Consider the following 16,108-nt stretch of genomic DNA (forward strand, 5'->3'; position numbering starts at 1 on the left):
TTTTCCTTAATGTTTCCTTAAAAAACGCATAAAAGCCCCTATCCCGTAGATAGAGGCCCCTATGCCTAGTCTATTATTTTTCGTTATTATAGCACATTAAAATCGATCCTACAAAGGAAAAAATAGCCGACCCTTTGCTTGGTTTCCACTCATTGTACTTTAAAAAAAATTCTAGAAGCTTCGTCCGCCTCCACCATGCGTCCGACCGCTGCTAGAGGTATGGGTCGTTGAACGAGTCCCTGATGAAAATCCACCAAAGCTGCCAGATCCGCCAGATCCGCGCGAGCCACCTGACCCTGTGTTCTTAGGAATTTTTGTTTTGGTCACTCTTGTATCGTAGTGCCTATCCTCTGAGAGAGTGAGCTTAAAGCCTTGTAAATAGGTATCCCTATTCACGCTAGGCATTCCTCTGTTAAACATCGCCATCACCCCAACAGAAATAAGACCAATAATCACAGAAGCAAGGAAAAAGGTTTGGAGCCTCGTTGGCAAGTCTACCTCTTCTTTTACAGGTGTTACAGTCTGTGATCCAGATGATGAGGGAGCTACTCGTTCTGCTGCCACGTCCTTTTCGTGCACTGTCTGTTGTCCCTCAGGCACACCATCCTGCACATATCTTTCCACTTCATTCAAGAAAGCAAAGGAACCCTCACTATAGTTCCCACTTGGTAAGTGATGATAAATTTCATCTAAGACTGCCTCAATTCTGGCCTCAGTGAAGTACTCAATGGCCTTCCCACTGGTAGAAATATGTACCTCCCGATCCTGCATGTTAATGAGGAGCAATAAACCATCATATTCCTCGCCAAATCCAAAGCCATTTTCATCATAAAAATCATCGGCATAGTCCCTCGACGTTTTTCCAGCACTGTTATTCATCGTCACAATAACAAGGTCTAGCTGCAATGTTTCCCTTAATTCCATTATTTTATTTTGCAATTCTTCCTTTTGCGACTGTGAAAATAAATCAGCTTGATCATAGACCTCTGATTATCGGCCATGACAGAAAGAGGGACCAAAGAAAGGACCAGCATAAGAACGAAAAACAGGGCAATGTTCTTTTGTTTTAGTTTCATAGATATAGACTCCCTATAGACCAGATCGAAAACAAAGCAAACGCTCCACCCGAAATCATACCAAACCATGTCGCCATTCGCTTCGGACTAATCGGCAGACGACCCGCAATTTTGCCAGTCTGACCATTCATCGCAAAAATATAGGTCTTCCCCTTGTAGTTATAGGTAAACACCCATACTGGAAGCAAGGCATAAGTCGCCTTAGCCCGTTTAATATCTATCTTGGTGCTCTTAATGTGTACACTGCTATATCCGCCAATCGTATCACGCAAGAGCGACTTGGAATAATCACGTATACGGTTTGAAACCCCACCGAATACTTCTTTGTGATCGAGATCATATTTCTCGGCATAATAGCCTGATAAGTAGGACATGGAGAAATCAATCAACTGATTATAATCATAAGGCTCTAAAATATGCATGAGCTGATCATCCATCTTTTTGGAGCCATCCGCAGGGAGTCCTCGAAAAAGAGCATTCCCCTCTCTAGCCACTCTGTAATATTTAGTTTCTGTATATTTATAATCTCCTCTTGTGTAGGAGCGAACATTCTTCCCTTCTCCTCGCATAGAGCCACGAATGTCGCAGTCGAATAACCAGAATGGAACATAAATTCCTGTCAGCTTCTCTAGCTCAGAATGTGTGGTAAACGTCTTGGATAGAAGTGGTTTGGACTTGCACCAGGATATGAATTTTTCCGTCGCCTTTTCCTTGTCTATTTGAAAGGGGATGAGCTTTGCGGGCCGATTCGTGTCGGCTAATCGACCCGCAATGATCGCTGGATTATGACAGTAATAACAGAAGGTCGCTGTCGTCGTTTCATCTGTGACAATCTCAGCTCCACAGCTATTACAGCTATACATCTTCGCCTGTTGGACAAATTCCGCATCTATCTCCCTTGTCTGCGTTTCAGAACTGGCGGCAGCATTAATTTCTTCTTCAAGAAACACACTCCCACAGTAATCACAGGAAAAATCTTGTGATTCCGCCTTAAATTCAAGTCCTCCGCCACAATTCGCACACTTATAAACGATAACCGCCAAGTTGATTCACCCCGTTATGTTAAGATTTGACGATATCGTCTTCGTTGAATGGATCTCCACACTCTGGACAGAATTTCATCACCTTGCTTGGAACAAATCCACACTTATCGCACTTATAGTTCACTGGCTCGGGCTTCTTGCTCCCACATTCTCCGCAAAAATTCCCTTTATTCTCTTGACCGCATTCGCAGGTCCATTCAGTTGATTGCGGTTTAGGTGCCCCACATTCCGAACAAAAGCGTCCTGTGTTGCTCTTTCCGCAGCTACATATCCAGCTGTCTTCAGCAGGAGCTCCTGCATTTGAAGCTCCTGCTCCTGAAAGCCCTGCTTGCTGCGCTCTTTGCTGTTCCATCTGGAGTCGGTTCGTTTCGGATGCCGATCCCATGAAGTTACCAGCACCCTGCATTCCCATACCAATTCCCATAAAGCCCTGCATCGCACCACCTGTATTCGAACCAGCAGCCTCCATCCCTCTTGCTACGGCTCCTTGGACGTAACCTTCTCTTAGTGAAGCATCCTGAAGCATGGCCCCTTGGTTTCTCAGATTAATCATTTTCAGCGATTCATCGTCATAGGAAATGCTTCCTAAACCAACAGCCTGCACCTGCATTCCACGTGTTTGGCTCCAATTCTCGTCCAAAACAGTAGACATATATTTGGCTAATTCCATCCCTTTAGAAGTTACATGAGAAATTCGAATCCCATCCAATGACATCTGATTGATTGCCGCTTGCAAGGCCGTCATAAACTCAGCCAAGTACTGGGCATTAATTTCACTGATTTCAACATGGGCTTTATTTCTTGGAATCGCCTCTGCAAAAAATTTAAGTGGGTCTACTATTTTAATTGAATACGTTCCATGAGCTCTTAAAAATAATTCAGCATTATAAAAGTTATCAAAATAGTTGATAGGATTACGAGTTCCGAACTTAATCCCTTTGATTTCCTGTAAATTGATAAAAAACACTTTTTGTACTTTCGATGGCACACCACCAAATTTAATCCGTTGAAATGTTTCCTTGATGGATTCAGCAAATTCACCATTAAACATGGAAGGCATAGCTAAATCATCAACCTTGTAGTAGCCTTCTTCCATCGTATAGTCGACAATTCTTCCTCCATCTACTAGGAGCATACATTGATTAGGGTACACATGAATGACAGAACCATTGGATACGGTTGTATCTGTTCCTTTGAAGTTTACATTCCGAGCATCCTTAGGTCTTACCTTCACCCCTGGTGTCATAACTGTTGTATCACTCATCGATTGTGGCTCAAGGACTTCTAACCACTGATCGGCTAAGCCTCCCCCAATCGCACCTGTTACCGCTTTAACAATTCCCATATTTCCCCTCCGAAGTTATAGTTAAAATGGAACTTTCGACAAATTCTTACTAATTCCATGATAAAGCAAGACTCAACTCTGTACAACAACTAATTAAGGACAATTCTAGAAGAGTTTAGCCAAATGCAAAAGGGTGATACAACTCCCTTACATCCACATTACATATTATTACATTAAAAAAAACATTCCTGTAACCTTATGTTAATATTTGTCTGCTAGACTAGCTGTAGAGGAACCTCTCCGCTCCATACATCTTACTCATTTTTGCACACGTTTTAATTATTATTGATGAGAGGAGTTTAAGCATGAAACGAAACACCTTCTATAGCTTCCCTGCACATGCAGCATACAGTGCTTTTGATTCCAGCTCCACCGAACAATCTCCCCTTCTTGTCTTTCCCGTCATCAGCGACATTCATATTAAAGCAAACGATACGGCCAATCTAGAGAAGTTTACCATGACACTCGATCAACTAAATGAGGTAGCTCCTAGCCAAGATGCCTTTGCCATGGTCGGAGATTTAACAGACTTAGGCACGGAAAGGGAATATAATCAATTGATGTCTGCCTATCTAGACAGAAAGCAGCCTCAAGCCATATCCCTTATGGCGATCGGTAACCATGACTACTGGAGCAGTTTAACCGCTCACATCGCCCAAAGACGATTTATTGAAAAAACAGGAATGGAGGGCATCTATTATCATACGGTGATTAAGGGCTATCATTTTATTGTTCTGGGTACAGAGGATCGGCTAAAGGAAGGAAGATTTAGTGTCACACAGATAGAGTGGCTGGCAGAACAATTACGAGCGGCAACAGAAGATGATTGGACTAAACCTATCTTTGTCTTTCATCATCAGCCCATCAAAGGAACCATCTATGGCAGCGAGTGCGGTTTTTGTGCCAATCGAGACCTTTTTTACAATACCTTAAAGGAATATCCTCAGGTTATTTCTTTCTCTGGACACACCCATTACCCACTAGATGATCCAAGGATTATTCATCAAAAGGATTTTACCTCTATAGGGACTTCTAGTGGATCTTATATGTGGCTAAATGATGGGAGAATACAAGGGGAGGTTCCTGAAGGAGCGGATATTCTTAACCAAGCACTTGTAGTAGAGGTATACAGTAACAAGGTCCTCATTAAGCGTCGAGATATTCATGCCAACGCGTGGACGGGGGACCCTTTCGAAATCCACTCCCCTGCAAACAAGAAACTGTTTACTTATACGGAAGATAAAGATCACATCCCTCCTTTCTTTCCTTCGAATGCCATGCTCTCTATCCTTTCAGAGTCGTCTACTACTACAAGCTTAGCGATCATGTTTACTCAGGCTATCGATAATCTGCTTGTCCATACATATCAAATCCGTGTTAAAAACATCATGACTGGCTCGGTCAGTCAGCCACTTCTCGCCTTCTCAGAATTCTACAAAGACCCTATGCCCAATCCTTTAATATTGACTATTGAAGGACTACACCCTGATACACTGTATGAAATTGAAGTACATGCTCTTGATTCATATGGCAATATGAGTACTAATTCATTAAAGGTGATGGGAAAAACACGAAGCGAACAGCTTGTGGGCAGCCCTTAACTGATTCACGTCTAGGTGGGGAATGGTTGGTGTAATATGAGCAAATGTCGAGCCAGAAAAAAAGAATGAGGTGCTTCACTAGCACTCATTCTTTTTATCCTGTTCATATCTTTTTTAATTTAACAAACTTGAGGATGGACATAGGTTTCATTTCCAGTGCGATTAAAATACGTTGTCACCACTTCATCAGGAATGTTTCTCCAATCCCCCCCTTGCGGTACGTTTTTGATCATCTCAATATCCAAATCACTCAGGGTTCTTTTCCAGCTTCTCCATATACTCAGCCAAAAGCTTCTGAACCGTACGTTCATGAAAAGCAAGGAACAGGACCCTGCTTATATAGCTTATAGGCTTCTGTAGTTCAGTGAGAATATGAAGCACTTCATCGACATCACAACGAAATAATCTAAACACTTCTGCATCAATCGCCGCCAGATGTGGGGCATCGAAGGTTGATACATACCTCTCAACCTCCTCCTGTATATGAAGATAGCTGGTACGAAAGGTATGCGGATCAGGTAATGGAATCTCCAGCAGCTCATAGTTATTCACATGATTATTACTGCTCGTCATTTTAAATCTCCAATCAACGAAGGAAGAATTCATATATCCTAGCAGAGCATCTAAAGCCATGGTATCCTTTTCAACGGTCATAAAATTACACGAATTGGCTAGGATATGATTCGGTTTCACTTTGGAAAAACTAATTCTCTTCCTCTTTTTCATATTAACGATTTGCTGACAAGCGATTCTTTCCCTTGTAAATAGCTTCGATTTCTGCGGACTCTTCTTCACAAACTCGTCTACAAGAACCCATTCTTTCTGCGTATCTCCTTTTATCGTATAATCCGACCCTAGAATATTTCCTCTAATCAATGGGAGACTGTTCTCTCTCTTTTTCTGATCGTCGACAATAAATGGTTTTCCTAAGGTAAGATCCAATTCTCCTCGTAACACCTGTACCTCTTGATATTTTTCTAGATGCTGGTGATGCAGAGTCTTTTCTAAAATGGATTTTTCTATCGGTAGCAACGGAATAATGGAGTTGGAGGTGGTTAATCTCGTAATTAAATCAACAGGAGTTGTAATATACTCTGGATCAATAAAATCATCCATATTCGAAACCTGATGCAAAAACTTCACATCTACTGTCTGACCGACCACTTCAAGCAATAAATAGCATAAGCTTTGTGTACTGTCTTGAAAGAAATCATTATTTTCTTGAAACGTAATCACCTCTAGTAGGCTATGCCGTTCAAGTATTCTATTTCTTAGTTTCTGGCACTGTAAGTCCATTAAGATATTATAAGGAATCAGTACCCCTACGATAGCTTGGGCTTTCTGATCTGTATATTCCTCTAAAATCGACTCCGTAAATAGCTTGTACAGATTTAATGTACCTTCGATCGAGTATGTGAACTGGCTCTCTGTTCTCAATCTGGTAGTGATTTGATGAAAGACTTGTTTTGCCGTTTCAAATTGAGAACTATGCTGAAATTGCTGTTTTTCGGCTTTTAATTTTTTATATGGTGGATTGGTGAGGATGATATCAAAGGATTCCTTCAGCTTAAAGTACTCCTTGACCTCTTCAAAATCAATCCATTCCACATCCGCTTCATTGACTCTATAAATCAAACCGTGTGACCAAATATTTCTCTCTACCTTCTTGATATCTATGTCTAAATCGAACATAGAACAAAACGAAGCAAGTAAATCAGCATACGTCTGAAGTGCCTCTTGATCAAAATCAGCAACATACACATGACTCAGCTGTTCTACTACTTTTTCCTTCCAGTTTGCTTTATACTCTTTTTCAAAGAGCTTCTGGCTTTCTATTAAATAGGCAAAGGTAAAGATTCCGATCCCATTACAGGGTTCAAAGAATTTGGCGCGGCTCAGCTTTTCCATTCCGTGCAGCTCTACATATTTTTGTATCGTTTGGCTAGCTAATTTCTGGGCTAGGTAAATATCCGTATAGTAAATCCCGTTATCTTTCCGATCATGAATCATGGTCGATAGGCATTATTTCCACTACATTCTTTCGATTTCTGATACTTTGCGGAAGTTTCAGCCAGGGTTTCTAGAAATAATGTGGCTGATTTTCTATAATCCATTGTAGAATCTTTGTGACTGATATTTTTGCTTTGTAATTTCTCCAATGATGTAGACATTTATCTCCCCCATGTCTTCATTATTATTTCGCCTCTGTCGAATTCTTTATAACAGGCTCATATTTCCCAGGCCAAAAAGCTTTCTCTCCTAACCAAGCTGTAATAGCCGGAACGAGAAAAGGTCGTACCACGAACGTATCGATAAACACTCCGATGGCAGTAATTAAGCCAAAGTGAACCAATATTTGGATAGGCAATGTAGCCAAGACGGCGAAGGTTCCTGCCAGAATAATTCCTGCCGAGCTAATGACGGCTCCCGTTTCGGTCGCCCCTTCTTTTATCGCTTGCTTAAGCGGCATATAACGAGCTTTTTTCCAAATGCTCGATTTAATAAACAGATTATAATCCACTCCAAGTGCCCCTAAGAAAATAAAGGCATATAACGGAATAAAGCCTTGAATCGCTTCTGCTCCCAGCATATGGTGAATCACAATCCAGCCTAAGCCAAGCGCTGAAAAATAACTAACAACTACCGTCACCATTAAATAAATCATGGCTGTTATAGATCGTAGATAGAGCAAAACCAGAATAGCAATGGTGACCAGAATCAATGGGATTAAGATCTTCGCGTCACGGCTGGAGGTTTCCCGGATATCAAATTGCTCCGCTGTTTGCCCTGCTATCCAGACATATTGGTTCGCTGCTTCTATTCCCTCAGCAGAAAGAGCCGAGATCGCTGCTTCACGAAGTTCTGGAAGAGCATCCATTGCTTCATTGGAGTACGGGTTGAGTACAAGCTCCACATCGAAAGCGAGAATACCTGGCTTCACCTGACCCTCCTGTGGTCCCGAAACATGCCCAACGAAGGACAATGACTCTAGTTTTTCTTGTATGTCTACCTTCTTTCCATGAGTATCAACGATCAGCTTAACTGGTGCTAGCTGACCAGAGGAAAAAGCACTCTCAATTAAGGAAAAGCCTTCCCTTGAAGGCATCTCTTCTGGAAAAGAGGATAACGTATCATATGTATAATTGATTTGAAAGGCAAAGCCAGCTAATCCAATCAGCACCAGCGTTGTCACAATGGTAACACTCCGTGCTTTTTCAACAACAAATTGGCTTAGCTTCTCGCCTATTTTCAGCCCATCACGTTGTTTAGGGAGAGGTTTTCCCCGCTCCTTAGCACGCTGTTCAATCATTTCCTGCGTTCTCGGGATAAAAGGAAAGAACGAGGCTCGACCCAAAATAGCTAATAAGGCAGGAACTAAGGTTAAGCTAGATAGGGCTACTAAGAAAATCGCCATGGTAAAAGGGATGCTAAAGCGCTGAATAGAGCCAAAATCAGCCAGCAACAAGAAGAATAAGGCAAAAATCGTTGTCAAAGCACTCATGGCAATCGCACCACTTTTATCACTTACTGTCAGTTTGAGAGAAGTCCAAACACTGCTTTCCAGCTTTAGAAATTGACGAAATCTAGCGATCAAGAATAGGCAATAATCTGTACCCGCTCCAAATAAAAGAACCGTCATGATCGATAAAGCTTGCGAATCATAGACCACATAGCCTTCCTGACCTAACCAGCCAGAACTGGGCTTAGAATAGAGTAAGCAAATGCCACACCAATGAGTGGAATAACAGCTAGAAGTGGAGAGCGATAAATGAGAAGTAACACAATTAGCACAAACAGAAATGTGGCTACCGTTAAAGAAAAATCTCCAGATGTAAACAACTGTGTGGCATCAATTAAAATCCCCACAGGACCTGTTACTCGGGCACTTAGGCTTCCCGATTCGATCTCTGCTTCGAAGGGATTCTCTCCAGTGATTGATACCATGCGTTCTTCCATTTCCCCTAGGTTGAGCTTTAGTACCTTAGCATCCACCTCGGCATGAAAAAACACAGGCATGATCAAGGTCGTTCCATCCTCGGATACTTGTTGTTTGAGAATATCTAACGGAAGCTGATGCAATGGAGGATCCATAGACTGATCCGGTAACGGTGAATCGGTAAGCAGAGAAGCCAGTTCTGTGATACTCTGTAAATCAGCCTCTTCAAGCCCTTGTTTTTTATGCCACACTATAAGGGCAGGCAACCCTTGCTCCTCGGGAAATTCACGTTCAACAATAACCGCTGCTGTAGAGGAGGGTTTCATATCGACAAAGTTACTCGCACGATCATCCACCTGCTTGTTGGCTTGTGGCAAAGTCATATTCAGCACGACGGCTAGTGCAACCCAAACAAGTAAAGTCACCCACTTCCCTCGTTTTCCTGCCACCCATTCTATATAGGAATTCATCAACCTCTTCCTTTCTCTATCGTTTCTTGACTTAAAAAATATACACAAGATGATCTCCTCTCCAATATAGCGCTTTTTGGGGTTATTTAACAGTGATAAGTGATGTATGCGATTATTAGACCTTTATCTGCTGTTTTGGCTTACATTTTTTTATAAAATGTATTTTTAATATTTTGGTATATATTTTGACATACAGAAGATTTCAAGATTTATAACTATTTTACTGTACAGACATAGATGGTTATAGATTATTTACAAATCCACAAAATCCGCTATAATAAATCATATGATATATATCAATTGATATTTTATGAGAAGTAAGCATTAATCGTTGAGCTAGGAGGATCTCACAATGCCCCCAAAAAACAAATTTACCAAGGAACAAATTATCGATGCCGCATTTGACATTGCTCGGCACGATGGCATTGACAGCATTACCATTCGCAAAGTAGCAGAAAAAATGGGGAGTTCCATTGCCCCCATCTATGTCAATTTTACTCATCTTGATGAGTTGAAAAAGGAGGTTGTAAAGAAGACCTTTGCTGTAAGCCATCAATTACTGGCAGAAACAAATACAGGGGACCCCTTCCATGACATTGGTGTCGTCAGTCTTAGATTTGCCAAAGAATATAGTGTCCTTTTTCGAGATTTAGTATTGGTGAAAAATCAATATGTTCCTGATTTCCAAGAAGATACTGACAAATTGATCGAACTCATGAGAAAGGATGAAAATCTAACAGGATTTTCAACGGAAGAACTACAGGATCTATTATTTAAAATGCGAGTCTTTCAACTAGGACTTTCCGCTATGGTCGCAAATGGCTTGCTTTCAGAAGAGTACACTGAAGAACGTCTTATCAACATACTGGATCAGATGGCAACCGATATCATCCTAGCTAAACAATCCCACAATCAGAAGACTTAGGAGGATGCAAAACATGAAACTGATCAAACAATTATTGATATGGGGTTTAATCATTGCTTTAAGTCTGGGAACTTCCTCTTCTTTGGCACGAGCTGAATCTAACAGCTTATCTCGTTCTGAAGTAGATTCGATCCCTTCCTTTTTGGATCAGGCTATGCGAGAGTTTATGGTGGAAGAGCATATCCCCAATGCTGTCGTAACCATCGTCCATAATGGAGACATCCTTTTTAGTCAAGGTTATGGGTTGGCTGATATAGAGCAGCAAAAGCCCGTCGATCCCAGCCACAGCCTCTTTCGCATTGGCTCCACTGCTAAAGTATTTACTTGGATCGCTGTGATGCAATTGGTTGAAGAGGGAAAACTAGATCTAGACACAGATATTCGTGAATATATCGACTTTTACATCCCTTCTACAATACATGGCAGCAATGAAACAGCTTCTCCGATTACATTAGCTCATTTGATGACACATACACCTGGTTTTGAGGATTATCCAGACCAAATCTTTCGCCTTTCCCCTACAGAAATGCCAGAACTAGATCGCTATGTGCGAGAACATCTACCTGCCCGAATCTTTCCTCCCGGTGAAGTAGCCGCCTATTCCAACTACGGTACCGCACTTGCTGGATACATTGTGGAGAGGGTGTCTGGTCTATCCTTTGAAGAATATATTGAAAAACACATCTTTACTCCCCTTGAAATGAATCATAGTACGTTCCGTCAGCCTGTGCCCGAGCATCTGACAGAACAACTTGTTCAGGGCTATCGTTATGTAGAGAATGAATTTAAAAAAGGGGAATTTGAATATACACCTGTACCTGCTGGAGGCATGAGTACCACGGCGACAGATATGGCTTTATTTATGCTCGCTTACCTACAGCCAGAACAAGCGGAGGAAAAAAGAGTATTAAAACAAGATACCCTCCGCTCCATGCATCTTCAGCAGTTTACTCACCACCCTTATCTAGGGGGATGGCTTATGGCTTTAAAGAAAGTAGCTTTAATGGGTATCGAACCTTATTCCATGGTGGCGGGACCATGTTATTTGATACAGGGCTGTATTTCCTTCCTGAGCATCAATTTGGATTTTTTATCTCTTACAGCGGAGCCAATCATCTGGTACACACAACCTTATTTCAAGCACTGATGGATCGTTATTTTCCGGCGGACGAAAGCTGGAAACATGGCTCGGATGCAGATGGTCTTACAGTTTCAACAGAAAGCATAGAACGCTCCAAAGCACTGGCTGGTGAATACCACGCTAATCGCAAAAGTTTGACAACTGCTGAAAAATTTTTAAGCCTGATCATGGGAGTCATTCAAGTGAATATAGACAACGAAGGCTACCTCTTAGTTACCCATGTAGGGGAAACAAATCGCTTTGTCGAAATTGAACCAGGGATATATCGCAACTTGCGCGAAACACGCACTCAGGATTACTATGGGGCTTTTCGAACGCTTGTTTTTCAAACTGACCCTTTTGGACACATCATGCTGATCCCAGATGGTCCAATGACCTATTCTAAAGCACCTTGGTACGCAACCAGTCTATTTACTATTGCGACTCTTCTAGTGAGCATCGCCTTTATAATGGGAACGTTTCTCTTTTGGTGCATTCGTCTTGCCATACGCCTAGTAAAACGACGTGAAAAAACATCCATTAAAGCTTGGCAAATCTCCAAAGGCTTAGCCCTTGTCTTCAGCCTGATGCTTCTCCTGCTACTCCTAGGATTCATTGCCAATGGAGAAACAGATCCTGTCTACCAATTGCCAAATGATGCTTATATACCTATAGAAACGCCATTCTTGGATGCCCTGCCATACGCCCTTGCTCTATTATCTATCCCTATTCTGATGATGGCTCTCTTTCTTTGGTGGAAAAAATCTGGAGGGATTACCGCCCGACTTCATTATGCTCTGTATACTTGCTCTGTTTTGACACTTATCGTACTCTTTTATTATTGGAATGTCTTTACTCTTACTTTCGGGCTTACAGTCTATGTTTTCTTCTGAAGTATTTTTAGCCATAAAAAAACACCTCCAATTGTTAGTTGTTGCGTCTAACAATTGGGGTGCAGTTTAAATCTGACGGCTGCCACTAATTAAAAAGAGCTTTCCTAATAATACAATAGAAAATGAACTATCGTATTGGTATCTCTACCAATACTTCTCCCGAGTTGTATACATTATTACTTAGCTTAATTTTTCCATTATGTTGCTTGATTACCCTTTCTGTAAAAGTTAATCCTAATCCATAATGACTATTATGGGTTCTTCCATGGTTCTCTGTAAAGAATAGCTCAGTTCCTCTTTCTAATGCTTCTTTTGTAAAACCAGGACCTCTATCAATAATAATAAAATGTATCAATTCTTTATCTTGCCTAACTAATAAGCGCACTTTTTCTTCAGGAGGGGTTCTTTCAATTCCATTCATTAGTATATTGATGATTCCTCTTATAAATAACTTTAGATCTATAAAAATTGTTGCCTCTTCGTCTACTTTATTTTCTATAATAATATGATGGTTCCCAAAATTTCTTAATTTATCCTCAATCTTTCCTATGACATCAATAACAGAAACTTCTTCTCTATTTAATGTTATTTCCCTCTGATTTAAATTGATATCTATTACTTCTTGAATGTAAAGCTCTATTTGCTGAATTGCATTCATTATATCACTATAACTTTCTTTCTCATTCTTATTCATACTCATTTGCAGAAGTTCAACATTACCTTTTATTACAGTTAACGGTATCTTTATATCGTGTACCAAATAACTTATTTGTTCTGCTTTCGACCTATTGCTTTCTATTTCATTCTGAATGGACTTCATTAAGGCTTCAGATAAACTCTTCATTGCTCCCATTACATCTTTATACTCATTAAAATGAACAGCTGGAAATTGAATGTTTAGATCTCTTTCTTTTATTTTACGTGTCACATAGATTAGTTTCTGGTTCTCTTTAATAATAATTTTTGAAAAGTCCCTTATATTATAAACTAGATAAAAACAATAGATCCCTAAGAAAAAAATTGATAGTATTACACCAGGACTTGGAATAACCTTTCTTAATTCTTGTCTTGCAAATTGAATTCTAAGTGTATACTGAATTAATATTGTTTCATATTTGCTATCGTATCTTAAATAAGAACTTGATTTTCCATTATTGGTGTCTAAATATACCTTTTTTGCCCTTTCTATATCCCTCTGATTCAGGTTACTACTAACAATTTGTTTGGTTTTTTTATCAAAGATTATATAATCTAGCTGTGGAGGAAGAATTTCCGTATTAATATAATCAGAATCTTCAATTGTATTTTTAACTTTTTCCGCCCTTTTTATGGGCTCATTTGCTGGGAGAAAAATATTATTATGTAAACCCCAAGTAATAATGACTATGTTTAAGAGTAGTATAACTATACCAGCAAAGCTGACTTTCAAAATCCATTTAATAAAATAAACGGATATGGTATTTCTCATTCCCATATGTATCCTACTCCCCAAACCGTATTAATAGGAGTTAAATTATATTTAACAAACTTCTTCCTTATCACCCTAATATGCTCAATAACTGTAGAGATCTGAGAATCACTATCTACTGAATAGATTGAATCGTAAATATATTCTTTAGAAAAAACCTTACCTTTGTTTAGAGCTAACAATTCACAAATTCTATACTGTGTCTTGGTAAAACTAACTTCTTTTCCTTGGATTACAATCCTTTTTGCTTCCAAATCAAATAAGATGTCACCATCAATAAATTGACTAATTTGATCCTTTTTCGGTCTACTTTCCCTTCGTAAATGTGCCTCAATTCGAGCATTCACTTCATGAATACTAAATGGTTTAGGAATATAATCATCTCCACCTATAGATAAACCTTTAATAATGGAATTCTCATCACTCTTCGCTGTCATAAATATGATGGGAGTATGTATTAAAGGTCTTAATCTTTCACATATTTCAAACCCATCTTCTCCTGGCATCATTACGTCAAGTATAATTAGATCAAACTTATTTATCTCCTCGAGGGTAATATCATTAATACTTTCTAATGTTGTTACTTCATGATTTTTTATTTCTAATATTTTTTTAGTAATCTTAAGATCATTATATCTCATCAATCGTTAAGATTTTAGCCATATTGTACACCTTTCAAATATATAATCTTTCGTCTATCATAATTTAATCATTTGTCCTTCTACCATACCAATTATTAAACCAATAAATACTTAATAAGATTACTATAATTGTAATAACACATGCTATTATACTCGATTTAAACAATCCTTTATCATAATCAGTTATAGGAATCATTGACGAAGACTCTAAAAAAAATTCTGTAAAACGACTTGGCCACGACCACGGTAAATACACCCAAACTTTATCTCCTATTGATGTTAAAGATAAGGCGGCTATAATTAATCCAGCAAAGCCACTGATACTACACATTCCTATTCCGTAATTGTAACCAATAACTAAGTAGAAGAAGTATTGAAAACTTACACTAACTGCAAATATGAATCCAGTTAATAAATAGAGGGAAATTTGAACATCCCCTATGCCTACTATATACTTTAAAGCTATAATATAGGTAAATATAGTTAAAAGTATAGCAAAGAAATAAGATAAAATCATCATGCTCACTTGACTTAAAAACGCTATTGTTTTATTTTGAATTACCCCTAATATATTTTGGAAATTACCTGCCTCATTCTCAGTATCTGCTACAATCCCACAAATAATTGAGATGATCACTGGCGTTCCAACTCCGATTAACTCAAAAAACATTGTATAGCTTGACTGTAAACTTATCCCACCATTGCGTGCTAATATATACATTACTAGAACCCCAGATAAAGTGATTGGCACAAAGAGGTGTATATATAAAAATAAACTCCGTTTTCTCTTTTTAAATTCTGCCTTAAAGCATCTTATAGCTTGATTCATCTACTTCACCTCTTGTTTCGCAAATGATCTAACGGCAATAAAAGTAAAAAGACAAAACACTAAAAGACTTAATATCACTGCTATAGGTATAATAGAGTAGCTTAATAATTCACTATCTTGCGGCAATGGAATTCCATTTGAGTGAAGTTTAGTAATAGGCATTTGTACCCTTAAGTGCCAGCTATAAGGAACCATCCACCATTTATCTGTAGGAGCAAAAAAAGTTCCTAAATTTAAATTTAGCATAGCATTTACTAATAAGGTAATAAATAGATTTGTCTTTCGGGATAGCCATAAGCAAAATGGAACTTGCCATAATGATGTAATCATTGTTAAGAATACTGCTAAAATACAAGCAGACAATGGGACAAGGTATGGGCTTGTCTGGAGGAGGAAACTTGAAACAACCATAAGTAATATTAGAATAATAGAGGCAAAGGATGTCAACCCAACCAAGAATATTACTCTACTCATTTCCTTTTTCTCTAAATTGATTGGCAAACCTAAAGTTGTTTTAAATCCAGTTGATTGTTTCTCAAGTTTATTTAAAAGTCCTGCTGTTATTGCAATAAACACTGAAAGCCAAATGATTCCCCAATGATTAATTATTGTTTCTATACTAAGTCTTACTATTTCGGGCCCACCAAGAAAACTAAATTCAAGAGCTAAAAAAGAGCATATTAATGGTATGGCTAATATCATTCTTCTTATATTTGTTCTTTTCGTCTTAATTATCTCTGATTTTAGATAAGCTTCCATT

General features: G+C 39.1%; 16 protein-coding genes. 4 read left to right on the forward strand and 12 right to left on the reverse strand.

The features are described from left to right. Nucleotides 1-171: 171 nt before the first annotated feature. The 4 genes from JCM10596_RS28050 to JCM10596_RS15090 are packed head-to-tail and all read right to left on the reverse strand — an operon-like array spanning nt 172 to nt 3,464. Nucleotides 172-939 carry a TPM domain-containing protein gene (locus tag JCM10596_RS28050; protein WP_081792063.1) on the reverse strand — a complete coding sequence of 256 codons (768 nt, stop codon included), beginning with the start codon at nt 937-939 and terminating at the stop codon, nt 172-174. Next, nucleotides 924-1,076, reverse strand: coding sequence for a hypothetical protein (locus JCM10596_RS29575; protein WP_159102362.1), 153 nt, complete (start codon nt 1,074-1,076; stop codon nt 924-926). Before JCM10596_RS29575 ends, JCM10596_RS28050 begins: the two co-directional genes overlap by 16 nt. Beyond that, entirely contained in the window at nt 1,073-2,119 is a 1,047-nt protein-coding gene (locus JCM10596_RS15085; protein ID WP_025027852.1) for a TFIIB-type zinc ribbon-containing protein, read from the reverse strand. Before JCM10596_RS15085 ends, JCM10596_RS29575 begins: the two co-directional genes overlap by 4 nt. 19 nt (nt 2,120-2,138) lie before the next feature. Continuing rightward, nucleotides 2,139-3,464, reverse strand: coding sequence for an SPFH domain-containing protein (locus JCM10596_RS15090; protein ID WP_025027853.1), 1,326 nt, complete (start codon nt 3,462-3,464; stop codon nt 2,139-2,141). Between the two features lie 305 nt (nt 3,465-3,769). On the opposite strand from JCM10596_RS15090, the gene JCM10596_RS15095 reads away from it, so the two are divergent. Further along, a complete protein-coding gene (locus JCM10596_RS15095) occupies nt 3,770-5,065 on the forward strand; it encodes a metallophosphoesterase family protein (RefSeq protein WP_025027854.1) in 1,296 nt (431 codons plus the stop codon). A gap of 246 nt (nt 5,066-5,311) precedes the next feature. Here JCM10596_RS15095 and JCM10596_RS15105 read toward each other — a convergent pair whose 3' ends face one another. The 4 genes from JCM10596_RS15105 to JCM10596_RS31445 are packed head-to-tail and all read right to left on the reverse strand — an operon-like array spanning nt 5,312 to nt 9,472. Beyond that, nucleotides 5,312-7,075, reverse strand: a complete 1,764-nt coding sequence (locus JCM10596_RS15105; protein WP_025027855.1) for an Eco57I restriction-modification methylase domain-containing protein — start codon at nt 7,073-7,075, stop codon at nt 5,312-5,314. After that, entirely contained in the window at nt 7,072-7,236 is a 165-nt protein-coding gene (locus JCM10596_RS29580) for a hypothetical protein (protein ID WP_159102363.1), read from the reverse strand. The genes JCM10596_RS15105 and JCM10596_RS29580 overlap by 4 nt, the downstream gene beginning before the upstream one ends. 23 nt (nt 7,237-7,259) lie before the next feature. Further along, nucleotides 7,260-8,735, reverse strand: coding sequence for an MMPL family transporter (locus tag JCM10596_RS25815; protein WP_369345652.1), 1,476 nt, complete (start codon nt 8,733-8,735; stop codon nt 7,260-7,262). Between the two features lie 14 nt (nt 8,736-8,749). Next, a complete protein-coding gene (locus JCM10596_RS31445) occupies nt 8,750-9,472 on the reverse strand; it encodes an MMPL family transporter (RefSeq protein ID WP_369345653.1) in 723 nt (240 codons plus the stop codon). A gap of 352 nt (nt 9,473-9,824) precedes the next feature. Between JCM10596_RS31445 and JCM10596_RS15120 the strand changes: the two genes are divergently transcribed. The 3 genes from JCM10596_RS15120 to JCM10596_RS29250 are packed head-to-tail and all read left to right on the forward strand — an operon-like array spanning nt 9,825 to nt 12,410. Further along, the gene (locus JCM10596_RS15120) at nt 9,825-10,397 is read left to right on the forward strand and encodes a TetR/AcrR family transcriptional regulator (RefSeq protein ID WP_025027856.1); all 573 of its coding nucleotides are present in this window, start codon (nt 9,825-9,827) and stop codon (nt 10,395-10,397) included. A 13-nt stretch (nt 10,398-10,410) separates the two neighbouring features. After that, on the forward strand, nt 10,411-11,544 hold the full coding sequence (locus tag JCM10596_RS29245; protein ID WP_051541338.1) for a serine hydrolase domain-containing protein: 1,134 nt from the start codon (nt 10,411-10,413) through the stop codon (nt 11,542-11,544). Further along, nucleotides 11,436-12,410 carry a hypothetical protein gene (locus tag JCM10596_RS29250; protein ID WP_051541339.1) on the forward strand — a complete coding sequence of 325 codons (975 nt, stop codon included), beginning with the start codon at nt 11,436-11,438 and terminating at the stop codon, nt 12,408-12,410. Before JCM10596_RS29245 ends, JCM10596_RS29250 begins: the two co-directional genes overlap by 109 nt. Before the next feature lie 127 nt (nt 12,411-12,537). Here JCM10596_RS29250 and JCM10596_RS15130 read toward each other — a convergent pair whose 3' ends face one another. From JCM10596_RS15130 to JCM10596_RS15145, 4 genes are all read right to left on the reverse strand, one after another. Further along, nucleotides 12,538-13,884, reverse strand: coding sequence for a sensor histidine kinase (locus JCM10596_RS15130; RefSeq protein ID WP_025027857.1), 1,347 nt, complete (start codon nt 13,882-13,884; stop codon nt 12,538-12,540). Further along, nucleotides 13,875-14,519 (reverse strand): response regulator transcription factor, encoded by a 645-nt coding sequence (locus JCM10596_RS25825; RefSeq protein ID WP_199900148.1) that lies wholly within the window; start codon nt 14,517-14,519, stop codon nt 13,875-13,877. The genes JCM10596_RS15130 and JCM10596_RS25825 overlap by 10 nt, the downstream gene beginning before the upstream one ends. Nucleotides 14,520-14,583: 64 nt before the next feature. After that, nucleotides 14,584-15,348 carry a lantibiotic immunity ABC transporter MutG family permease subunit gene (locus JCM10596_RS15140; protein WP_025027858.1) on the reverse strand — a complete coding sequence of 255 codons (765 nt, stop codon included), beginning with the start codon at nt 15,346-15,348 and terminating at the stop codon, nt 14,584-14,586. Next, nucleotides 15,349-16,107: a lantibiotic immunity ABC transporter MutE/EpiE family permease subunit gene (locus JCM10596_RS15145; RefSeq protein WP_025027859.1), complete on the reverse strand. Its 759-nt coding sequence runs from the start codon at nt 16,105-16,107 to the stop codon at nt 15,349-15,351. Between the last annotated feature and the right edge of the window lies 1 nt (nt 16,108).

The sequence above is a fragment of the Caldalkalibacillus mannanilyticus JCM 10596 genome (genome assembly GCF_000615945.1).
Classification (GTDB): Bacteria; Bacillota; Bacilli; order Caldalkalibacillales; family JCM-10596; genus Bacillus_AT; species Bacillus_AT mannanilyticus.

What these genes read in the sequence shown, in the direction of transcription:
- JCM10596_RS15145 (WP_025027859.1), bottom strand. Translation starts at nt 16,107, where the DNA reads ATGGAAGCTTATCTAAAATCAGAGATAATTAAGACGAAAAGAACAAAT.
- JCM10596_RS15105 (WP_025027855.1), bottom strand. Translation starts at nt 7,075, where the DNA reads ATGATTCATGATCGGAAAGATAACGGGATTTACTATACGGATATTTAC.
- JCM10596_RS29580 (WP_159102363.1), bottom strand. Translation starts at nt 7,236, where the DNA reads ATGTCTACATCATTGGAGAAATTACAAAGCAAAAATATCAGTCACAAA.
- JCM10596_RS29575 (WP_159102362.1), bottom strand. Translation starts at nt 1,076, where the DNA reads ATGAAACTAAAACAAAAGAACATTGCCCTGTTTTTCGTTCTTATGCTG.
- JCM10596_RS29250 (WP_051541339.1), top strand. Translation starts at nt 11,436, where the DNA reads ATGTTATTTGATACAGGGCTGTATTTCCTTCCTGAGCATCAATTTGGA.
- JCM10596_RS31445 (WP_369345653.1), bottom strand. Translation starts at nt 9,472, where the DNA reads ATGAATTCCTATATAGAATGGGTGGCAGGAAAACGAGGGAAGTGGGTG.
- JCM10596_RS15140 (WP_025027858.1), bottom strand. Translation starts at nt 15,348, where the DNA reads ATGAATCAAGCTATAAGATGCTTTAAGGCAGAATTTAAAAAGAGAAAA.
- JCM10596_RS25825 (WP_199900148.1), bottom strand. Translation starts at nt 14,519, where the DNA reads ATGAGATATAATGATCTTAAGATTACTAAAAAAATATTAGAAATAAAA.
- JCM10596_RS15090 (WP_025027853.1), bottom strand. Translation starts at nt 3,464, where the DNA reads ATGGGAATTGTTAAAGCGGTAACAGGTGCGATTGGGGGAGGCTTAGCC.
- JCM10596_RS15130 (WP_025027857.1), bottom strand. Translation starts at nt 13,884, where the DNA reads ATGGGAATGAGAAATACCATATCCGTTTATTTTATTAAATGGATTTTG.
- JCM10596_RS29245 (WP_051541338.1), top strand. Translation starts at nt 10,411, where the DNA reads ATGAAACTGATCAAACAATTATTGATATGGGGTTTAATCATTGCTTTA.
- JCM10596_RS15120 (WP_025027856.1), top strand. Translation starts at nt 9,825, where the DNA reads ATGCCCCCAAAAAACAAATTTACCAAGGAACAAATTATCGATGCCGCA.
- JCM10596_RS15095 (WP_025027854.1), top strand. Translation starts at nt 3,770, where the DNA reads ATGAAACGAAACACCTTCTATAGCTTCCCTGCACATGCAGCATACAGT.